Origin of the sequence: Streptomyces sp. NRRL F-5727, from assembly GCF_000719555.1 — a bacterium.
In the GTDB taxonomy this organism is placed as follows: Bacteria; Actinomycetota; Actinomycetes; order Streptomycetales; family Streptomycetaceae; genus Streptomyces.
This window is the reverse complement of the sequence record NZ_JOGX01000011.1, coordinates 110,903-125,104: the sequence shown is the minus strand read 5'-3', so window position 1 is coordinate 125,104 and position 14,202 is coordinate 110,903. Positions and strand designations below refer to the sequence as shown.

Annotated in this window: 11 protein-coding genes and 1 tRNA gene; 9 read left to right on the top strand and 3 right to left on the bottom strand. The window is 71.8% G+C overall.

Annotation, left to right across the window (positions count from 1 at the left end):
* Window positions 1-188 precede the first annotated feature (188 nt).
* Both IF73_RS0111450 and ligD read right to left on the bottom strand, forming a co-directional pair.
* On the bottom strand, window positions 189-1,127 hold the full coding sequence (locus IF73_RS0111450; protein ID WP_234338209.1) for a DNA ligase: 939 nt from the start codon (window positions 1,125-1,127) through the stop codon (window positions 189-191).
* Window positions 1,128-1,213: 86 nt separating this feature from the next.
* Window positions 1,214-2,098 (bottom strand): non-homologous end-joining DNA ligase, encoded by an 885-nt coding sequence (gene ligD / locus IF73_RS0111445; protein ID WP_031006293.1) that lies wholly within the window; start codon window positions 2,096-2,098, stop codon window positions 1,214-1,216.
* A gap of 50 nt (window positions 2,099-2,148) precedes the next feature.
* Between ligD and IF73_RS0111440 the strand changes: the two genes are divergently transcribed.
* The 3 genes from IF73_RS0111440 to IF73_RS0111430 all read left to right on the top strand — a co-directional run bounded on the left by IF73_RS0111440 (window position 2,149) and on the right by IF73_RS0111430 (window position 6,530).
* Window positions 2,149-3,189 carry a Ku protein gene (locus IF73_RS0111440; protein ID WP_031006291.1) on the top strand — a complete coding sequence of 347 codons (1,041 nt, stop codon included), beginning with the start codon at window positions 2,149-2,151 and terminating at the stop codon, window positions 3,187-3,189.
* 333 nt (window positions 3,190-3,522) lie between these two features.
* Complete coding sequence (locus tag IF73_RS0111435) at window positions 3,523-5,025, top strand: M4 family metallopeptidase (protein ID WP_078868021.1); 1,503 nt, start codon at window positions 3,523-3,525, stop codon at window positions 5,023-5,025.
* Between the two features lie 446 nt (window positions 5,026-5,471).
* Window positions 5,472-6,530, top strand: a complete 1,059-nt coding sequence (locus IF73_RS0111430) for a hypothetical protein (protein ID WP_158821980.1) — start codon at window positions 5,472-5,474, stop codon at window positions 6,528-6,530.
* A 388-nt stretch (window positions 6,531-6,918) separates the two neighbouring features.
* On the opposite strand, the gene IF73_RS0111425 is transcribed toward IF73_RS0111430, so the two are convergent.
* Window positions 6,919-6,990: transfer RNA gene (locus IF73_RS0111425), tRNA-Arg, on the bottom strand.
* Between the two features lie 169 nt (window positions 6,991-7,159).
* On the opposite strand from IF73_RS0111425, the gene IF73_RS0111420 reads away from it, so the two are divergent.
* The 6 genes from IF73_RS0111420 to thrB all read left to right on the top strand — a co-directional run bounded on the left by IF73_RS0111420 (window position 7,160) and on the right by thrB (window position 13,897).
* Window positions 7,160-7,621: a response regulator gene (locus IF73_RS0111420; protein WP_031006285.1), complete on the top strand. Its 462-nt coding sequence runs from the start codon at window positions 7,160-7,162 to the stop codon at window positions 7,619-7,621.
* Window positions 7,622-7,765: 144 nt separating this feature from the next.
* A complete protein-coding gene (gene nrtL, locus IF73_RS0111415; RefSeq protein ID WP_031006283.1) occupies window positions 7,766-8,743 on the top strand; it encodes an ArgS-related anticodon-binding protein NrtL in 978 nt (325 codons plus the stop codon).
* 15 nt (window positions 8,744-8,758) lie between these two features.
* Window positions 8,759-10,150: a diaminopimelate decarboxylase gene (lysA, locus tag IF73_RS0111410; protein WP_031006281.1), complete on the top strand. Its 1,392-nt coding sequence runs from the start codon at window positions 8,759-8,761 to the stop codon at window positions 10,148-10,150.
* A 139-nt stretch (window positions 10,151-10,289) separates the two neighbouring features.
* Window positions 10,290-11,579, top strand: a complete 1,290-nt coding sequence (locus tag IF73_RS0111405) for a homoserine dehydrogenase (protein WP_031006279.1) — start codon at window positions 10,290-10,292, stop codon at window positions 11,577-11,579.
* 6 nt (window positions 11,580-11,585) lie between these two features.
* On the top strand, window positions 11,586-12,656 hold the full coding sequence (gene thrC, locus IF73_RS0111400) for a threonine synthase (protein WP_031006277.1): 1,071 nt from the start codon (window positions 11,586-11,588) through the stop codon (window positions 12,654-12,656).
* Window positions 12,657-12,979: 323 nt separating this feature from the next.
* The gene (thrB, locus tag IF73_RS0111395) at window positions 12,980-13,897 is read left to right on the top strand and encodes a homoserine kinase (RefSeq protein ID WP_031006275.1); all 918 of its coding nucleotides are present in this window, start codon (window positions 12,980-12,982) and stop codon (window positions 13,895-13,897) included.
* The last annotated feature ends 305 nt before the right edge of the window (window positions 13,898-14,202 follow it).

Here is a 14,202-nt window from a genome sequence, read left to right as displayed (position 1 = left end):
CCCCACGCACGCGCGCGCGGGGGTCGCGGGGGCGCGCGCCACGCCCCCGCGGGCACGCGCGCGTGGAGGTCACGCGGACCGGAACCACGTCACCCCCACCCCCTCAGGCACGCGCGCGTGGAGGTCACGGGGAAGCGGGTTCCACGCCCCCCGGCGCCCGCCCGCCCGGAGGTCCCGGGGGCCGGGTCTCACACCCCCTCCCCCCGGAACCGTACGAACGCGGGGGCGCCGGTCTGTCGTCCCGCGACCTGCCGCAGCTCCACCGCCTGCGGCCGCGCGAGCCGCAGCACCGGTCCGTGCTCGGGGTCGGTCTCCGGCGTCAGCCCGCCGCCTGCCTCCGCGACCCGGGCCCCGACCTCCCGGGCCTGCACCGCGGTCAGCCGGGGCACCGTCGTCAGGGTCCGTCCGTCCGGCAGCCGGACCAGCAGCGCCCGGGGGCGGTCGGCCGGGCCGACCAGCCCGGTCAGCTCCGCGTCCACGGTCTCGGAATGCCGCACCTTCCGCCAGGCCCAGGTGGCGCCGGAGCGGTACGCCGAGCCCATCGCCTTGGCCACGACCCCCTCCACGCCCGCCGCCCGCAGATCCCGGAACCACGCGCGCGCGGTCTCCTCGTCGTCCGTCGCCAGCACCCGCTGGAGCGGCGGCCCGACCTCGCTCAGCGCCGTGCCGAGCAGCTCCCACCGGTCCCGCAGCGGCAGCGCCCGGACGTCCCGGCCGGGCACGGCGAGCAGGTCGAAGGCGATGTACGAGACGGGCACCCCGGTCCGTACCCGGTCGGCGTGCGAGCGCAGCAGGTCGGTGAAGCTGAGCCGCCCCTCGCGGTACGCGCACAGCTCCCCGTCCAGCACGATCCCGGCCGGCAGCCGGGCCGCCAGGGCCGCCGCGATGTCCGGGAACTCGGGGGCGAGGTCGCGCCGGGACCGCGACTGGAGCACCACCCGCCCGCCCTCCAGGACGAAGGCGAGCGCCCGGAAGCCGTCGAGCTTGAGGGAGTACTGGAGCTCCCGGGGCGGCGGCGCCTGCGGGGGGATCTCCTCCGCCGGCCGCGGCCGCATGACCTCCACCGGCGGCACGAGCACGACTCCGCCGCCACCGCTCACCCCGCTGCCGGCGTGGCCATCGCGCATCCCGCTGCCGCCGCTCCCACCGTGCCCACCGCGCACCCCGCTCCCACCGTTCCCGGCGTGGCCCCCGCGCACTCCGCTGCCGCCGCTCACGGCACTTCCCCCGCCCGCCCCGCGTCGAACAGCGGCCCCATCAGCTCCCCGTACCGCTCCAGACGTGGCGTGATGTCGTCCATCACGAAGACCAGGTCCGCGGGGTTCGCGCACGCCTCGACCTCCTCCCAGGTGACCGGCGCGGAGACGGTGGGCCGTTCGCGGGCCCGGAGGGTGTAGGGGGTGGCGGTGGTCTTGGCGGCGGCGTTCTGGCTGTGGTCGACGAAGACCTTCCCGGCGCGCAGGGCCTTCGTCATCCGGTGCGTGACCAGCCGCGGCAGCTCCGCCTCCGTCTCGACGGCGAGCCGCTTCGCGTACGCGGAGACCTGCCCGGACGGCGTCGGCAGCACCGGGACCAGCAGATGGAGCCCCTTGGCGCCGGAGGTCTTGGCGAAGGCGGCCAGACCGTCCCGGGCGAGCCGTTCGCGCAGGTGGAGCGCGACCCGGCAGCAGTCGACGACGGTGGCCGGCGGCCCCGGGTCGAGGTCCAGGACGAGCCGGTCGGCGACGGCGGGGGAGGCGGCGGTCCACTGCGGGGTGTGGAACTCCACGACCAGGTTCGACGCCCACACCAGCGACGGCAGGTCCTGGACCATCACCTGCCGGGCGCGCGGGTCCTCGGTGCGCGGCACGGGCGTGGTGGCCACCCAGGCGGGCGTACCGGGCGGCGGATTCTTGGTGAAGAAGAGCTGCCCGCCGGGCCCGTCCGGATAGCGCAGGAAGGAGACGGGCCGGTCGCGCAGATGCGGCAGGATCGCGGCCTCGACGGTGGCGTAGTAGTGCAGCAGCTCGCCCTTGGTGGTGCCCGTGGCGGGGTGGATGACCTTGCCGAGGTTACTGAGCGTGATGCGCCGCCCGGCCACCTCTGTGATGGGCGTCATACGATGAGACTCCCATGTTTCCCGCCGAACCGGTACGAAGGGAACAAACCGTGCGATCGATCTGGAACGGCGCCATATCCTTCGGCCTGGTCAGCATCCCGATCAAGCTGGTGAACGCCACCGAGAGCCGGTCCGTCTCCTTCCGCCAGATCCACGCCGCGGACGGCGGCCGGATCCGCTACCGGAAGGTCTGCGAGCTGGACGGCGAGGAGGTCACGCAGGCCGAGATCGGGAAGGCGTACGAGGACGCCGACGGGACCATGATCCCGATCACCGACGAGGACCTGGCCGCGCTGCCGCTGCCCACGGCCAAGACGATCGAGATCGTCGCCTTCGTCCCGGCCGGCGACATCGACCCGCTCCAGATGGACGCCGCGTACTACCTCTCGGCGAACGGGGTGCCGGCCGCCAAGCCGTACACGCTCCTGCGGGAGGCGCTGAAGCGCAGCGACAAGGTGGCGGTGGCGAAGTACGCGCTGCGGGGCCGCGAACGGCTGGGCATGCTCCGGGTCGTGGACGACGTGATCGCCATGCACGGCCTGCTCTGGCCGGACGAGATCCGCGCGCCGGAGGGCGTGGCCCCGGAGACCCAGGTGACGGTCCGCGACGCCGAACTCGACCTGGCGGACGCCCTGATGGCCACCCTCGGCGAGGTCGACATCAGCACCCTCCACGACGACTACCGCGAGGCGGTGGAGGAGATGATCGCGGCGAAGGCGGCGGGCGGCGCGGGAGTGGCGCCCCCGGAGCCGGGCGAGGAGGGCGGCGGCCAGGTGATCGACCTGATGGCGGCGCTGGAGAAGAGCGTCCGCGAGGCGAAGGAGTCCCGGGGCGAGCCGGCCGTGGTCACGGACATCAAGAGCCGCCCGGCGAAGAAGACGGCGACGGCGAAGAAGACGGCCGAGAAGACGACGACGACGGCGAAGAAGACGACGACGGCGAAGAAGACCGCGGCGGCCAAGAAGACGACCGCGACGAGCAAGACGGCCGGGACGAAGAAGGCGGCCGAGACGAAGAAGGCGACGGCCAAGCAGGCTGCATCGAAGAAGGCGGCACCGAAGAAGGCGGCACCGAAGAAGCGCACGGCCTGACCCCGGGCCGACCCCGCCCCCTGAACCACCACGGGCCCCCTGCCTCCCTCCGGAGGCAGGGGGCCCAGCCATGCCCGACCCGCCCCAACTGTTCCCGCTCCGAGCCCGGTTGACATGCCGCATAGCGGACACCCCACCCCGTCCTTCGGACAACAGATGGTCAAATTCTTGTTGCATACCTGTCAAAGAACGCGTTCTCCTGGCACGCTCCCCACCGCGTCACCCCCCACATGAACCCCCACGCGTTTCAGCGAAGGAGCCCGCGTGATCCGCCAGCAGTCCTCGCACCGCCGGACCGTCGTCCGCACCGCCGCCCTCGTCGCCTCGGCCGCCATGGTCGTCGTCGGAGTCCAGACCGGAACCGCCGGAGCCGCGGTCGTCAACGAGACCGGCACCGGGGCCGGGGCCACCGCCCTCGTCCTCAGCGCCCCCCAGCGGGCCGCCGCGATCCAGCAGGCCCAGGCGTCGGCCGCCGCCACCGCCGAGGCGATCGGCCTGGCCGACCGGGAGAAGCTGGTCGTCCGCGACGTCGTGAAGGACGCGGACGGCACCGTCCACACGCGGTACGAGCGCACCTACGACGGCCTGCCGGTCCTCGGCGGCGACCTCGTGGTCCACCAGAAGAAGAACGGCGCCCGCTCCACCACCAAGGCGACCTCGGCCCGCATCTCCGTGCCGACCACGGCCGCCGCCGCCACGGCGCGCGAAGGCGCCCGCAAGGTGATCTGGGCGGCCGGCGGCAAGCCCGTCCTCGCCTGGGAGACCGTGGAGACCGGCCACCAGCACGACGGCACGCCGAGCGAGCGCCACGTCATCACGGACGCCACCACCGGCAAGGAGCTGCACTCCTACGAGGCGATCGAGACGGGCGTCGGCAACACCCAGTACAGCGGCCAGGTCACCCTCGGCACCTCGCCCGGCTTCACCCTCACGGACGCCGGCCGCGGCGGCCACAAGACGTACGACCTGAAGGGCGGCACCAGCGGCACCGGCACCCTCTTCACCAACTCCACCGACACCTGGGGCAACGGCCTGGCGAGCAACCGCGAGACCGCGGCCGCCGACGCCCACTACGGCGCGGCCGTCACCTGGGACTTCTACAAGAACGAGCTCGGCCGCAACGGCATCCGCGGCGACGGCGTCGCCGCCTACTCACGCGTCCACTACGGCAACGCCTACGTCAACGCCTTCTGGTCCGACTCCTGCTTCTGCATGACGTACGGCGACGGCGCCGGCAACGCCAAGCCGCTGACCTCCCTCGACGTCGCCGGCCACGAGATGACCCACGGCCTCACCGCCTCCACGGCGAACCTCCGCTACAGCAAGGAGTCCGGCGGCCTCAACGAGGCGACCTCCGACATCCTCGGCACCTCGGTCGAGTTCTACGCGAACAACGCGTCCGACGCCGGCGACTACCTCATCGGCGAGAAGATCGACATCCGCGGCAACGGCACCCCGCTCCGCTACATGGACAAGCCCAGCAAGGACGGCAACTCCGCCGACTACTGGTCCAGCAGCCTCGGCCGCCTCGACGTCCACTACTCCTCGGGCCCGGCCAACCACTTCTTCTACCTCCTGGCGGAGGGCAGCGGCACCAAGACGATCAACGGGGTCACCTACAACTCCCCGACCTACGACAACTCCACCGTCACCGGCATAGGCCGCGAGAAGGCGTACCAGATCTGGTACAAGGCCCTCTCCACCTACATGACCTCCTCCACCACCTACGCCGGCGCCCGCACCGCCACCCTCTCCGCGGCGTCCGACCTCTACGGCGCGACCTCCTCCGAATACAACGCGGTCAACGCCGCCTGGAAGGCCGTCAACGTCAAGTGACGTGACCACCCGTGCCCCCGGCCCCGACGCCGGGGGCACACCCCTTGCCCAAGCCCCCACGCGATCTCCCCATGGACCGCCGATCACGGTGCCTCGACGAGCGGTGTCGAGCCGGCGGCAGCGTTCGTTTGACCGCGTCTCCGGTGCCGAGGCCGAGTCGGCATGGACGTACCTGTGCTCGGAGGCGCCGGGCGCGCTACGGAGAGCGACGAAACTAAGCCGTTCGAGTGAAATCGAACTGTGCCGCTCATGTAACTTTCCGTGCGCAAGGGGAAGGGGCGGGCGTCCGTGGTGTGCCTTGCCGGGCGGGAGCCACTTCGACTGTCTGTCGCTGCCCCATGTCCCAGAGCACTACTCCCTGCATCGGGGGATGCCGAGCTGCCTCGTCGGTGTCTGACTGGCTAATGGGCCGAGTCCGGCCGAAACAGGCATGAAGGGAGAGCACCGTGGGATGGGACCGCAATGATCTGACCGTCGCTTCGGGCAGCCCGGCACCTGCCGGCGGAAACCCGGACGGATACACCTGGGACGTGGACAAGACCCAGCACGTGGTCTACCGCGGCCAGGACAATCGCATCCATGAGCTGTGGTTCAACGGCGCCTGGCACCACAACGACCTGATCACCGCATCGGGCAGCCAAGTGCTGGCGAACGGCGATCCCTCTGGTTACACCTGGGACGTGGACGGGACCCAGCACGTCGTGTACTGCGGTCTGAACACGCACATCCAGGAACTGTGGTTCAACGGCGCATGGCACCACAACGATCTGATCGCCGCATCGGGCAGCCCGGAACGCGCCCATCCCAACGGCGACCCCTGTGGTTACACCTGGGACGTGGACAAGACCCAGCATGTCGTGTTCTGCGATGAGGACAGCAACGTCCGGGAGCTGTGGTTCAACGGCTCGTGGCACCACAACAATCTGAATGCCGCGTCCGGCAGCACCGCGAAGGTGGCAGGGTTTCCAGACGGGTACACCTGGGACGTGGACGGGACCCAGCACGTGGTCTACCGCGGCCCGGACAACCACATCCACGAGCTGTGGTTCAACGGCGCCTGGCATCACAACGACCTGACCGTCGCGTCCGGCAGCCCCGTCGAGGCCGATGGCGACCCCGCCGGGTACACCTGGGATGTGGACGGAACCCAGCACGTGGTCTACCGCGGCCCGGACAGTCGCATCCATGAGCTGTGGTTCAACGGCGCCTGGCACCACAACGACCTGATCACCGCGTCGGGCAGTCAGGTTGCGGCGCATTCCGATCCGGTCGGATACACCTGGGACGTGGACAAGACCCAGCACGTGGTCTACCGCGGGAGTGACAAGCACATCCACGAGCTGTGGTTCAACGGCGCCTGGCATCACAACGACCTGACCGTCGCGTCGGGTGGCTCCATGCAGGCTGTCGGTACCCCTGCCGGGTACACCTGGGACGTGGACGATACCCAGCACGTGGTCTACCGCGGCCAGGACAACCACATCCACGAGCTGTGGTTCTCGTGATCACACCCGGCGCATCCGCTGTCAGCCCGCCGGTCCCGCATCTCGCCGGCGGGTGAAGACCGGCCCGGTGGACAAGGCCGCCGCACATGAATGGCCCCTGACCGGGCAACCTGGTCGGGGGCCGCTTCCGTGTCCGCGCACCGCGACCACCCGGCGTTCCCCGCTCGACCGGGCACGGGAGGGGCACGCTTCTCCTCGCCGAGCCGTGTACTTCGGCGGCTCCCGGCCCGCCGAAGCGGTCGGCCCGGCCGAGCAGGACCTCACCCTCCCCGAGTCCGGCTGGGGGCCCTCCTGCCCCCGAGCCCCCGGCCGCGAAGAGGGCATACAACAAGACCCCGCTCTCAGCGATTTCGCTGATCACGGGGTCTGTCTGGCACTTCTCGCGAAGTGCCCCCGGCAGGATTCGAACCTGCGCACACGGCTCCGGAGGCCGTTGCTCTATCCCCTGAGCTACGGGGGCTTCGTCGCTGCTTGGCGGCGACGGGTGAAACCTTACCAGCTCTCGCGGGGTGCCTGTGAACAGGTATTTCCGGGGCGTCACCAGGGGGGTGTTCGCTCGCACGGGTCGGAAGTGGGCAAAACCCGGACGCAGCCCCTCGGGGCGGCCTACTCTCGTTCACGTGTCAGGCATGTCCGGGCGGGTGCTCGTTGTCGACGACAACAAGGTCATCCGGCAGTTGATCAGGGTCAATCTCGAACTCGAGGGGTTCGAGGTCGTGACCGCGGCCGATGGTGCCGAGTGTCTGGACGTCGTGCATCGCGTCCGGCCCGACGTCGTCACCCTCGACGTCGTCATGCCACGGCTCGACGGCATCAAGACCGCCCAGCGGCTGCGGGAGGACCCGCGGACCCGGCATCTGCCCGTGGCCATCATCAGCGCCTGCGGGGAGGGCGAGGCCGCGCCGGCCGCGGACGCGTTCCTCGCCAAGCCCTTCGAGCCGGCGGAGCTCGTACGGGTCGTCCGGCAGCTGCTGCACCGGGAGCCCCGGCAGCGGCGACAGGCCGGTGCGCCCGACGCGGGAGAGGAGCCGTCCGCAGGGGACGGCAGCCAGGGCAGACCGGCGGCCGGGAGCGTACGCCCCGGGCGGTGAGCCGGGTGGTGAGTCGGATGTGAGTCGGCGGTGAGTCGCCGGTGAACCGTTTCCGCCTGGGGATTCGTCGCGTGCGGCGCCGCGGGTGACCGGATGGCGAAACCGGTTCGCGTTCCGACCCCCCTCCTCCCCTAGGCTGGGACCGTGACCCCCGCGGACCTCTCCCTCACCGTGCAGCACGCCGTGCGCCGTGCGGTCGACGACGGTGCGCTGCGGGTCGACGTCCCCCCGCGGGTCAAGGTCGAGAAGGCCCGCCCCGGGGGAGTGGGGGAGTACGCCAGCAGCGTCGCCCTCAGCCTCGCCCGGCCCGCCGGGCGGCCCGCGCTCGACGTCGCCTCCGTGCTCAAGGAGCGGCTGGACGGCGCCGCCGGGATCCTCGCCGTGGACATCACCGGGCCCGGCTTCCTGAACTTCACCCTCCGGCCCCAGGACGGCGCCGAACTCCTCCGGGCCGTGCGGACCGCCGGGCTCGCGTACGGGCAGGGCGACGCGCTCGCCGGGGAGGCCGTGCGGTTCGAGCCGCCGGCCGAGGACCGCGCCACCGTGATCGTCGGCTGTCTCACCGGGCTGCTGCGCGGCCAGGGCGCCGACGCCCGCGTCGAGGCCGGCGGCGAGCGGCCGTACGTCCACCCCGGCGCCGACGAGACCGCGCTCCTCGGGAGCGACGCCGCCCGGTGGCGGCTGCTGCGGGCCGCGCCCCACGACCGGCCCCTCGACGGGCCCCCGCTCCTCGTACGGCACGAGCGCAACGCGCTCTTCCGCGTCCAGTACGCCCACTCCCGCACCCGGCGGCTCCTCGCCAACGGCGCGCAGCTCGGCGTGCTCCCCGCCTACGAGACCGAGGTCCACGGCACCGAGGGCGAGGGCCCGCTGCTCGGGCTGCTCCGGGACCACCCCGCCGTCCTCCTCGCCGCCGCCCGCCACCGCGCCCCCGACCGGGTCGCCCGGCACCTCGAAGCCGTCGCCGACGCGCTGCTCGGCTTCCAGCACACCGTTCTGCCGCTCGGCGACGAGAAACCCTCGGCCGCCCACCGCTCCCGGCTCGCGCTCGCCGAAGCCACCGGGACGGTGCTCGCCGGCGGCCTCTCCGTGCTCGGCATCAGCGCACCCGACCGGATCTGAAAGAGCTGACCAGACATGAGCCGTTCCGCCCACCCCGCCGGCCCCCGGCACGCCGACGTCCTCCCCGAGGGGCACTACACCGCGCCGCCCGCCGACCTGAACACGCTCGACCCCAAGGTGTGGGCGCGGACCGTCGACCGTGACGAGCAGGGCGTCGCGACCATCGGCGGACTCCGCGTCACCGACCTCGCCGAGGAGTTCGGCACCCCCGCCTACTTCCTCGACGAGACCGACTTCCGCACCCGCTGCCGCGCCTGGGCCGACGCCTTCGGCCCGGACGCCGACGTCTTCTACGCCGGCAAGGCGTTCCTCTCCCGCGCCATCGTCCGCTGGCTGCACGAGGAGGGGCTCAACCTCGACGTCTGCTCCGGCGGCGAGCTCGCCACCGCGCTCTCCGCCGGCATGCCCGCCGAGCGGATCGCCTTCCACGGCAACAACAAGAGCGAGGCCGAGATCCGGCGGGCCGTCGAGGCCGGCGTCGGCCGGATCGTCCTCGACTCCTTCCAGGAGATCGTCCGGGTCGCCCACATCGCCCAGTCCCTCGGCAAGCGGCAGCGCGTCCAGATCCGCGTCACCGTCGGCGTCGAGGCGCACACCCACGAGTTCATCGCCACCGCCCACGAGGACCAGAAGTTCGGCATCGCCCTCGCCGGCGGCCAGGCCGCCGAAGCCGTGCGCCGGGCGCTGCAGCTGGACGGCCTGGAGCTCATCGGCATCCACTCGCACATCGGCTCCCAGATCTTCGACATGGCCGGCTTCGAGGTCTCCGCCCGCCGCGTCGTCCAGCTCCTCGCCGAGGTGCGCGACGAGCACGGCGTCGAGCTGCCCGAGATCGACCTCGGCGGCGGCCTCGGCATCGCGTACACCTCCGAGGACGACCCGCGCGAGCCGCACGAGATCGCCAAGGCGCTCAGCGAGATCGTGACGCGGGAGTGCGAGTCCGCCGGGCTGCGCACCCCCCGGATCTCCGTCGAGCCGGGCCGCGCCATCGTCGGCCCGACCGCCTTCACCCTGTACCGGGTCGGCACCATCAAGCCCCTCGACGGGCTGCGCACGTACGTGAGCGTGGACGGCGGCATGTCGGACAACATCCGCACCGCCCTCTACGACGCCGAGTACAGCGTCAGCCTCGTCTCCCGCGTCAGCGACGCCGAGCCGATGCTCTCCCGGGTCGTCGGCAAGCACTGCGAGAGCGGCGACATCGTCGTCCGCGACGCCTTCCTCCCCGCCGACCTGGCGCCCGGCGACCTGATCGCCGTGCCCGCCACCGGCGCCTACTGCCGCTCCATGGCGAGCAACTACAACCACGCCCTCCGGCCGCCCGTGGTGGCGGTCCGGGACGGCGAAGCAAGGGTCATCGTCCGGCGCGAGACGGAGGAAGATCTCCTGCGTCTCGACGTCGGCTGATGAAATAGTCGGGTGGTGGAATCGATGTCTCAGGATCCGGACGGACGGCTGAATCGCCCGTCCGGTGAGTGAGACTGGTTCCCACCCCCGTCAGAACCGTAGAGATACGAATCAGAAGTACGAGAAACGAGGTCGGATGATGCGTACGCGTCCGCTGAAGGTGGCGCTGCTGGGCTGTGGAGTTGTCGGCTCCGAGGTGGCGCGCATCATGACGACGCACGCCGACGACCTCGCCGCGCGCATCGGCGCGCCGATCGAGCTCGCCGGCGTCGCCGTCCGCCGGCCCGACAAGGTCCGCGGCGGCATCGACCCCGCCCTGATCACCACCGACGCGACCGCCCTGGTCAAACGCGGGGACATCGACGTCGTCGTCGAGGTCATCGGCGGGATCGAGCCGGCCCGCACCCTCATCACCACCGCCTTCGAGCACGGCGCCTCCGTGGTCTCCGCCAACAAGGCGCTGCTCGCCCAGGACGGCGCGACCCTCTACGCCGCCGCCGAGCAGCACGGGCAGGACCTCTACTACGAGGCCGCCGTCGCCGGCGCCATCCCGCTGATCCGGCCGCTCCGCGAGTCCCTCGCCGGCGACAAGATCAACCGTGTCATGGGCATCGTCAACGGCACCACGAACTTCATCCTCGACAAGATGGACTCGACCGGCGCCGGCTACCAGGAGGCCCTGGACGAGGCCACTGCGCTCGGTTACGCCGAGGCCGACCCGACCGCCGACGTCGAGGGCTTCGACGCCGCCGCCAAGGCCGCCATCCTCGCCGGGATCGCCTTCCACACGCGCGTGCGCCTCGACGACGTCTACCGCGAGGGCATGACCGAGGTCACCGCCGCCGACTTCGCCTCCGCCAAGCAGATGGGCTGCACCATCAAGCTGCTCGCGATCTGCGAGCGGGCCGCCGACGGCGGGTCCGTCACCGCGCGCGTGCACCCCGCGATGATCCCGCTGAGCCACCCGCTGGCCTCCGTCCGCGAGGCGTACAACGCGGTCTTCGTCGAGGCGGAGGCCGCCGGGCGGCTCATGTTCTACGGCCCCGGCGCCGGCGGCTCGCCGACCGCCTCGGCCGTCCTCGGCGACATCGTCGCCGTCTGCCGCAACCGTCTCAACGAGGCGACGGGCCCCGGCGAGTCCGCGTACACCCAGCTGCCCGTGAGCCCCATGGGCGACGTGGTGACGCGGTACCACATCAGTCTCGACGTGGCCGACAAGCCGGGCGTCCTCGCCCAGGTCGCGACGGTCTTCGCCGAGCACGGCGTATCGATCGATACCGTGCGCCAGCAGGGCAAGGACGGCGAGGCCAGCCTCGTCGTCGTCACCCACCGCGCCGCCGACGCCGCCCTCTCCGGGACGGTCGAGGCGCTGCGCAAGCTCGACACCGTGCGCGGTGTCGCCAGCATCATGCGTGTTGAAGGGGAGTAAGGACCCATGACCAACCAGGGCACCCACCAGTGGCGCGGCATCATCGAGGAGTACCGGGACCGTCTTCCGGTCACGGACACGACGCCGGTCGTCACACTCCGTGAGGGCGGTACGCCGCTCGTCCCCGCTCAGGTCCTCTCCGAGCGCACGGGTTGCGAGGTGCACCTCAAGGTCGAGGGCGCCAACCCCACCGGGTCCTTCAAGGACCGCGGCATGACGATGGCCATCACCCGGGCCAAGGAGGAGGGCGCCAAGGCGGTCATCTGCGCCTCCACCGGCAACACCTCCGCCTCCGCCGCCGCGTACGCGGTCCGGGCCGGGATGGTCTCCGCCGTGCTGGTGCCCCAGGGCAAGATCGCGCTCGGCAAGATGGGCCAGGCCCTCGTGCACGGCGCGAAGATCCTCCAGGTCGACGGCAACTTCGACGACTGCCTGACGCTGGCCCGCTCGCTCTCCGAGAACTACCCGGTGGCGCTGGTCAATTCGGTCAACCCGGTCCGTATCGAGGGCCAGAAGACCGCCGCGTTCGAGATCGTGGACATGCTGGGCGACGCCCCCGACATCCACGTGCTGCCCGTCGGCAACGCCGGCAACATCACGGCCTACTGGAAGGGCTACACCGAGTACGCCGCCGACGGCATGGCCACCCACCGGCCGCGCATGTGGGGCTTCCAGGCGTCCGGTTCGGCCCCGCTGGTGCGCGGCGAGGTCGTCAAGGACCCGTCGACCATCGCCACCGCGATCCGCATCGGCAACCCGGCATCGTGGCAGTACGCGATCGCCGCGCGCGACGAGTCGGGCGGTTTCATCGACGAGGTGACGGACCGTGAGATCCTGCGCGCCTACCGCCTGTTGGCCGCGCAGGAGGGCGTCTTCGTGGAGCCCGCCTCGGCCGCCTCGGTCGCCGGTCTGCTGAAGGCCGCCGAGCAGGGCAAGGTCGACCCGGGCCAGCGGATCGTCTGCACGGTCACCGGAAACGGCCTGAAGGACCCCGACTGGGCCGTCGCCGGCGCCCCGCAGCCGGTCACCGTCCCGGTGGACGCCGCGGCCGCCGCCGAGCGGCTCGGACTGGCCTGATCCCGATGCCCCGGACGGGGGAGCGGATGCTCGGGAACGAGCGGAGAACTCCCCCGACCGGGTGAGGCTCCTGGTCGAAACCCGATCAGGAACGTACATAGGCGCACAGGTTGGCGCGCGACACGCATCGTGCGCCTCCCGTGCGCCCTATGTCGCCACAGAACCTTCCTTCGATAGGCTGTACCGAACCCGCCCCGGCGCATATGCGCGGTGTCGTCGCCGTGGTCGCCTCTCCGCGACCGAACGGCCGAAACGGCCCCCCGGGTTCCCCAGCACTTCTCTTGAACACCCCCGTTGCCGCAGTCAAGGAGAGTCATCGAGCGATGGCCGGTCCCGCGTTCCGCGCCGCCGCCGTACGGGTGCGCGTCCCCGCCACCAGCGCCAACCTCGGCCCGGGCTTCGACGCCTTCGGCCTGTCGCTGGGCCTCTACGACGACGTCGTCGTCCGGGTCGCCGACTCCGGGCTGCACATCGACATCGCCGGAGAGGGCGCCGAGACGCTCCCGCGCGACGAGAAGCACCTGCTCGTACGCTCCCTGCGCACGGCCTTCGACCTGCTCGGCGGGCAGCCGCGCGGCCTGGAGGTCGTCTGCGCCAACCGCATCCCGCACGGCCGCGGCCTCGGCTCCTCCTCCGCCGCCATCTGCGCCGGCATCGTCGCCGCCCGCGCCGTGACCATAGGCGGGGACGCCAAGCTCGACGAGGCCGCCCTCCTGGAGCTGGCCACCGAGATCGAGGGCCACCCCGACAACGTCGCCGCCTGTCTGCTCGGCGGCTTCACCCTCGCGTGGACCGAGGCCGGCGCCGCGCGGGCGATCAGGATGGATCCCTCGGATTCCATCGTTCCGGTGGTTTTCGTGCCCGGCAAGCCCGTGCTGACCGAGACCGCCCGGGGCCTGCTGCCGCGCACCGTCCCGCACGTGGACGCCGCCGCCAACGCCGGTCGCGCCGCCCTCCTCGTCGAGGCCCTGACCCGCCGCCCCGAGCTGCTGCTCGCGGCCACCGAGGACCGGCTGCACCAGGAGTACCGGGCCCCCGCGATGCCGGAGAGCATCGCGCTCGTGAACCGGCTGCGGGCGGACGGCGTGCCCGCGGTCATCTCCGGCGCGGGCCCCACGGTCCTCGCGCTGGCCGACAACGGGACGGCCGACAAGGTCGCCCTGCTCGCGGGCGAGGGCTGGGCCGCCAACCGGCTCGACCTCGACGCGTCCGGAGCGAGCGTGCTGCCGCTGACGCCCTGACGGCGCGGTGGCGGACGCCGTACGGGACGCCGGGCAGCGTCCTGAACACGCGATTGCCGGTGAGTGAGAGGGGGAATGTTTGTTGGAGCCGGTAGTGTTAACCTCAAGTCTGCACCCGACCTCTTTGTGGAGCGGTGCGGAGTGTCCCCTCAGGGACCACCCATTCTTCCGGGAGCCTCCCCAACTGCCTGAGCAGCCTGCCTGAGCAGTTTCGAGCACGCTCCGGAACCGGCACGACACCCCTCGCTCTTTCCACGCGAGGGCCGAGCAGGGGGCGCTCGGGCCGGACCCACAGCACGTTTTCT